Genomic DNA, 1,724 nt, shown 5'->3' with positions numbered 1-1,724 from the left:
CCCCTGGGAACTACCACTATGCCTATTCCGGTTTCGCCACTTGTCCTGTGTTCGGTACTACGGGCCGGGTTGCCATTGCACCAGGGGCTCCTCAATTATTTTGACCGGGCCGAAAATGCATTCATCTCTGCCTATCGCCATCACCCGGAAGGCGGTGATGCTTTTGAAGTGGTTGTAAAATATCTGGCAGCCCCGGATTTAAACAGGAAGACCCTGGTACTGACCGATCCGATGCTCGCCACGGGAAAGACCCTGGAAAATGTCCTGAAGGCACTCAGGGCACACGGGGAACCCGATCAGATTCATATCCTCTCCGTAATTGGTTCCAAAAAAGGCATTGCGCACGTTTCAGGAATTTTCCCCGAGCAGACACATCTTTGGATTGCGGCCGTTGACGATACCCTCAGCCCTAACGGGTACATCATTCCGGGAATTGGAGATGCGGGGGATCTCGCTTTCGGGTTGAAGTTATAGCCCGCCCTCTTCGTGGGTATGTTTATACTCCAGCAGCCATTGAAAGGGCACAGTTTCCAGGGCCTTTTTATGGGTTGCCTCTAAAACGACGGGGGGAGCCAGCCCTTCTAAGTACGCTTGCCGCCAGCGCGAAACACAGAGGCACCAGCGATCTCCCGGTTTCAAACCGGGAAAATTGTAATAGGGGATGGGGGTGCTCAGATCATTTCCCTTACTTCGGGTAAACCTCAAAAATTCCTCCGTCATAATAGCACAAACTACATGGGTTCCTGTGTCTTCCGGTCCTGTACGGCATTGTCCGTCCCTGTAGAATCCGGTGAGGGGTTGGGTACAACAAGGGCGGAGTTCACCTCCGAGCACATTCAAATCAGGTTCCATGGTTTTTTATTAAAGGTACAATGGCCGGGATTAAAACGGGAGTCCCGGGTGTTGAAAAAAATCTATTTTTATGCTTATATTAAGAAAAAACAGCAGATTATGGAAGATCTAGTAACCGCCGCCAAAATCATTTTATTTGTCAGTATTGTAAACGTTTGGTTTTTCAGGGCAAGTAGGGGTACCCAATGGAGGGCCGGAGGTGCCGGGAATATGAAAGAGGAGTTCAAAGTCTATGGACTCTCCGAAACCATGATGTATGCCGTAGGGTTTCTCAAGGTGCTTTCCGCTATCGGTCTTATTGTTTCTATTTGGTTTCCCGCCCTGGCCATTCCGGCTTCAGCTGCCATGGGTTTCCTGATGGTTGGTGCTATATGGATGCACTTAAAGGTAAAAGATCCATTAAAAAAGGCCCTGCCGGCATTCCTGTTTCTCTTGCTGTCTGTTTTTATCTGGCTCTACAGTACCGGATTCATTCAATAAAAAAACACCTCCCGGGCATGGGAGGTGTTCATTGAGGGTATTTTGGGACTTTTACTGCCCCTGTCCGAGGGAATATCCCCGGACCCCGTCGAATTCATACAGGTTTTCAGTTTTGATAATATCGACATTTGATAAAACAGCTTTTTGCAATACTTCGATAATATCTTCCTTACGTACCTGTATGTCTTTTGATGCACTGTACCGGCATCTCCAGTGGTCTGTACAAAAGGTCTCGTCAAAACCGTTGGGCCATACCTTTACCCCCCGGTTGGTAATCATCGATAATTTCAGGGCCGGGTTTTCAATGACCTGGAGCTTGGCTGCCAGATCATCCGGGTCTTGCCCTCTCCAGTCGACAAACACATCGACTCCTTTGAGCTCCTTTTTGGAAG

3 protein-coding genes and 1 pseudogene are annotated in these 1,724 nt (G+C 48.8%); 2 read left to right on the top strand and 2 right to left on the bottom strand.

Translation table 11 applies throughout. The features are described 5' to 3' along the window. Positions 1 to 474, top strand: a 474-nt coding sequence (gene upp, locus WBV75_RS01695; protein WP_424118924.1) for a uracil phosphoribosyltransferase, incomplete at its 5' end; no start/stop codon positions are given. Here the strand turns inward: upp and WBV75_RS01690 are convergent. Next, complete coding sequence (locus WBV75_RS01690; RefSeq protein ID WP_424118923.1) at positions 469 to 852, bottom strand: DUF2237 family protein; 384 nt, start codon at positions 850 to 852, stop codon at positions 469 to 471. The two genes, upp and WBV75_RS01690, sit on opposite strands and share 6 nt — an antisense overlap. A 99-nt stretch (positions 853 to 951) precedes the next feature. On the opposite strand from WBV75_RS01690, the gene WBV75_RS01685 reads away from it, so the two are divergent. Continuing rightward, the gene (locus tag WBV75_RS01685) at positions 952 to 1,332 is read left to right on the top strand and encodes a DoxX family protein (protein WP_424118922.1); all 381 of its coding nucleotides are present in this window, start codon (positions 952 to 954) and stop codon (positions 1,330 to 1,332) included. 51 nt (positions 1,333 to 1,383) lie between these two features. Here the strand turns inward: WBV75_RS01685 and WBV75_RS01680 are convergent. After that, a pseudogene (locus tag WBV75_RS01680) lies at positions 1,384 to 1,724 on the bottom strand (NADP-dependent isocitrate dehydrogenase); the annotation flags it as partial.

Source organism: Robiginitalea sp., from assembly GCF_049588695.1.
Classification (GTDB): domain Bacteria; phylum Bacteroidota; class Bacteroidia; order Flavobacteriales; family Flavobacteriaceae; genus Robiginitalea.
This window is presented reverse-complemented; position numbering and strand designations above follow the sequence as displayed.

Excerpts from the sequence above, each read along its gene's own strand:
- WBV75_RS01690 (WP_424118923.1), bottom strand. The coding sequence starts at position 852 with ATGGAACCTGATTTGAATGTGCTCGGAGGTGAACTCCGCCCTTGTTGT.
- WBV75_RS01685 (WP_424118922.1), top strand. The coding sequence starts at position 952 with ATGGAAGATCTAGTAACCGCCGCCAAAATCATTTTATTTGTCAGTATT.